At 66.2% G+C, this 3,771-nt stretch carries 4 protein-coding genes; 3 read left to right on the top strand and 1 reads right to left on the bottom strand.

Features of this window, described 5'->3' with window-relative positions; all coding sequences use genetic code 11:
* Positions 1-57: 57 nt before the first annotated feature.
* The 3 genes from RSO01_RS46200 to RSO01_RS46210 all read left to right on the top strand — a co-directional run bounded on the left by RSO01_RS46200 (position 58) and on the right by RSO01_RS46210 (position 2,337).
* Positions 58-1,164, top strand: coding sequence for an ABC transporter ATP-binding protein (locus RSO01_RS46200; RefSeq protein ID WP_147157377.1), 1,107 nt, complete (start codon positions 58-60; stop codon positions 1,162-1,164).
* Between the two features lie 123 nt (positions 1,165-1,287).
* A complete protein-coding gene (locus RSO01_RS46205; protein ID WP_147157378.1) occupies positions 1,288-1,656 on the top strand; it encodes a hypothetical protein in 369 nt (122 codons plus the stop codon).
* Positions 1,657-1,674: 18 nt separating this feature from the next.
* Positions 1,675-2,337: a hypothetical protein gene (locus RSO01_RS46210; RefSeq protein WP_147157379.1), complete on the top strand. Its 663-nt coding sequence runs from the start codon at positions 1,675-1,677 to the stop codon at positions 2,335-2,337.
* Between the two features lie 3 nt (positions 2,338-2,340).
* Here RSO01_RS46210 and RSO01_RS46215 read toward each other — a convergent pair whose 3' ends face one another.
* Positions 2,341-3,654 carry a CapA family protein gene (locus RSO01_RS46215; protein WP_147157380.1) on the bottom strand — a complete coding sequence of 438 codons (1,314 nt, stop codon included), beginning with the start codon at positions 3,652-3,654 and terminating at the stop codon, positions 2,341-2,343.
* Positions 3,655-3,771: the final 117 nt, after the last annotated feature.

The raw sequence follows: 3,771 nt of genomic DNA on the forward strand, positions 1-3,771 counted from the left end.
CGCTCATGATCATGGGCGCGCTGGAAGCGCGCGGTCCGGAAAATCCATGAGAGTTAAATGGCGTCGATTACCCTCAATAAACTCAACAAGCACTACGGCTCGCTGCATCACGCGGTGAAGGACGTCGACCTCACGATCGCCGACAAGGAATTCGTCGCCCTGGTCGGTCCGTCGGGCTGCGGCAAGTCGACGACCTTGCGCATGATCGCGGGGCTGGAGGACATCTCGAGCGGTGAGATCAGGATCGGCGATCGCGTCGTCAACAACCTGCCGCCGCGCGACCGCGACGTCGCCATGGTGTTCCAGAACTACGCGCTCTATCAGCACATGAGCGTCTACGACAATCTCGCCTTCGGCCTGCGCAACAAGAAGGTGCCGGAAAGCGAAATCAAGGCCGCCATCGACCGCGCCGCCGAGATGCTGGGCCTGCACGAGCTCCTGAAGCGCCGGCCGCGCCAGCTCTCGGGCGGCCAGCAGCAGCGCGTGGCGCTCGGCCGCTGCATCGTGCGCAATCCGCTGGTCTTCCTGTTCGACGAGCCGCTCAGCAACCTCGACGCCAAGCTGCGCGCCCAGATGCGCATCGAGATCAAGCGCCTGCACAGCCAGATGCCGACCACCTCGGTGTTCGTGACCCACGACCAGGTCGAGGCCATGACATTGGGCGACCGCGTCGTGATCATGCGCGACGGGGAGGTCCAGCAGGCCGGCACGCCGCTGTCCGTCTACGGCCAGCCGGTCAACAAGTTCGTCGCCGGCTTCATCGGCGCGCCGGCAATGAATTTCCTCGACGTCTCTATCCGCAAGGAAGGCGATACGCTGGTCGCCCAGTCACCGGCCGTGAAACTCGCCATCAATGAGCCGAGCGTGCGCGCGCTGGAGGCTTGGCAGGGCCGGCCAGTGATCATGGGCCTCAGGCCCGAGCACCTCGGACTGGGCGGCGACGGCCCCGTGAGCCGCAGCTTCCCCGCCAAGGTCGAGGTGGTCGAGCAGCTCGGCTCGGAAATCCTGCTCGAGACGCGGGTCGGCGAGGCCCGCGTTACCGTCGCTCGTGTGCCGCCCGAGACCCAGGTCGCGGCCGGCGATCAGGTGCGCCTGTCGGTGCAGCCCGGCCGGCTGCACTTCTTCGACCCCGAGACCGAGGCCGCGATCGTCGCCCGATTATAGCGCCGCGGCGTCTAACGCCCTGGAATGTAAGTGCATTCGCGCTAACTCACGGTTGCGTGAAACGAATTCGTTCGTTCTGCGTTTTGCTTCCTGCCCGGAGGCGAGTTTGGGGAGAGCGGAGGCGTGGCGGCATTGCGCTATATCTGGTCATTGAAGTGGTCCTTGGCGGGCTTTGCCGCAGCTTTTTTGCTGAGTTTTCTGAGCTTCGGCCTGCTGGGATACGTACTTTATTACGCGGCCTATCCCGTGGTCGGGAACGCCTACCCGCCCTTGTCGACGTGGCGTCCGGATTCGGTGTGGCCCCTGATCGTCGGCGCCGGTCTCGTCTGGTCCTTCAGTTTCATACCGGCCGGCGTCATCGACCACGCCCTGGCCGGGCGCGGCGTTACCCGGGCGCAGCGGAACCTCTGGTACGTCGTCGTGCTCTGGATCGGCGCGGTCGCGGCGTGGCTGTTTCTGATCGCGACAAATCTTCCCCCATTGCGGCACTGAGACCACGAAGGAGAGTGGATGATGAAGAATGTCAGCTGCGCCGTTGCTGCTTTCGCACTCCTGTCCGCCGCCTCCGGCCTCGCTCAGGCACAGGATGGCGTCGTCCTCGACTACACGAAACGGGGGTTCCGCGACGCCGCGCCCGCCGTTGCCGCAGCGGACAAGACGAGGGTCACCTCGGCGCTGGCAGCGACGCCATCCGACGCGGTAAAGGCCCTCGGCAAGAACCGCGTCGTGCTGGGCCAGGCCAAAGGCAAGTCGGCCAAGGCGGGGGACGTGGATTTCTTCCTGCTGTCTGAGAAACCGCCGATCGCTGCCGAGCCCTTCCCGAAGGCGGCCGCCCAGGTGATCGTGGCCCTGAAGGGGAAGGACGTCGTCGGCACCTACGTCCTACCGGCCGAGCGGCAGTATGCCAGGCTGGTCGGCGCGGTCGATATGGACGGCGACAACGCCAGCGAAGTGCTGCTCGAGGGCAGTGGCTACAACATGGGCCAGCTCATCATGGCGGTGGATGCCGTCAAGCTTGAAGCAAGCGGCACGACGCGTGTCGCTCAGTCCATTTCCGAGGTCTACTGGGACGGCTGTGAAAATCCTGCCGGCAAGAAGGCCCGGTCAGCGAAGACCATCAGTCTGCGCGGCGGCAAGCTCGTGGAGACCGTCCATCCCGAAAAGTGCGGATAATACCTAGGCCAGCCTGACCGATCGCGCCTCGTTGCCGAGCTCGGTGCCGAACGGCCGCGAGAGCGCGGCGAAGCGGTCGAGGATGGTGCGTCCCTCCACTGCCTCGGCGAGGCGGGGACGGCCGCGACGATGGCGGGCGTCCTTCCAGCCGAGCGAGATCGGCGTCAGCTCGATCGAGCGCAAGGTCAGTCGCCCGTCCGCGCCGCCTTCGTAGGCGAGCGTGGGCACGATCGATTCCCAGTAGCGGCGGTCGGCCGGGAAGCCTGCCTTGTCGCCCTGCACGCGCTTTTGATAGACCTGCCCCGGCTTCAGGTCGGGCTCGGCGCGGAAGCGCTCGTAGCCGTCGGCCGGGATCTTGGGCACCAGCTCGTTCTGCCCGAGGAAGTTGCCCAGGCTGTAGAAGATCGGCTTGCCCTTGTAGAGTTCCAGCCCGCGCAGCAGGTGCGGGCCGTGGCCGACCACGAGATCGGCGCCGGCGTCGATCATCTCGCGGGCGAAGGCGCCGATGAACTCGGCCGGCACCTCTTTGCTGCCGAGCTGCTCGTGCGAATGCAGGCTCACCAGCACGAGGTCGGCGAGGCCGCGCGCCTCCTCGATCCAGCGCACCATGGCGGCGACGTCCGCGGGCCTGGGCGTCGTGCGCACCTGCGCCCGGTTGGCCGACTTGAACTTCAGGTCGCCCAACGGGAACAGCGCCGGGTCGGCGAGCGGGAAGGCGAAGCCCGATTTGATCTTCTGCTGGCGGTCGTCCTCGAGGCCGAGCTGCTGGGCGACCTCGCGCAGCACCGCGAGCTGCTGCTCGGTGACTTCGTGCACCGTGTCGACGTGCAGGGGATTGAGTCCGGGGCGTCCCGGCAGGTCGGGCCGCTGTGCACCCGCCTCGTTGCCTTTGGCGAAGGTCGAGCAGCAGGAGATCATCGCCACGGTGCCGGCGGGCGAGGTGTGATAGCAGGGCCGGCGTGCATCCTCGAGATTGCGGCCGATGCCCGCGAAGGAAAGCCCGCGCATCTCCAGCGCCTCGATCGTATGCACAAGGCCTGAAATCGAATAATCGAGCGCATGGTTGGTGGCGGCGGCGAAGAGGTCGAAGCCGGCCGCGGCCAGCTCATCCAGCACCCAGGCAGGCGCGCCGAAGTGCGAGCCGCCGCTCTCCAGGGCGGGATCGCCGCGATAATCGTTGGCCAGCACCTCGAGATTGGTAAAGGCGACGTCGGCTGAGCGCACCTTGTCGAACAATGGCCTGAGCTCGGCGTCATCGCGGCTGTTCAACCGGCGCTGCAGGATCGAATCGCCGGTGAGGAGAAGGGAAAGGGACATGTGACGCAATGTGCCGGCGCGGACTCGATGGAGTCAATCAGGCGGCCAACCTGCCAACGTCAAGCTGCCTAGTACTGACTATCGCTGGTCGGTGAGTCACGGCTGTCACCCCGAGCG

Source organism: Reyranella soli, from assembly GCF_007992495.1.
Taxonomy (GTDB): domain Bacteria; phylum Pseudomonadota; class Alphaproteobacteria; order Reyranellales; family Reyranellaceae; genus Reyranella; species Reyranella soli.

Coding starts and splice junctions, on each gene's coding strand:
- RSO01_RS46200 (WP_147157377.1), top strand. CDS start 58: ATGGCGTCGATTACCCTCAATAAACTCAACAAGCACTACGGCTCGCTG.
- RSO01_RS46215 (WP_147157380.1), bottom strand. CDS start 3,654: ATGTCCCTTTCCCTTCTCCTCACCGGCGATTCGATCCTGCAGCGCCGG.
- RSO01_RS46210 (WP_147157379.1), top strand. CDS start 1,675: ATGATGAAGAATGTCAGCTGCGCCGTTGCTGCTTTCGCACTCCTGTCC.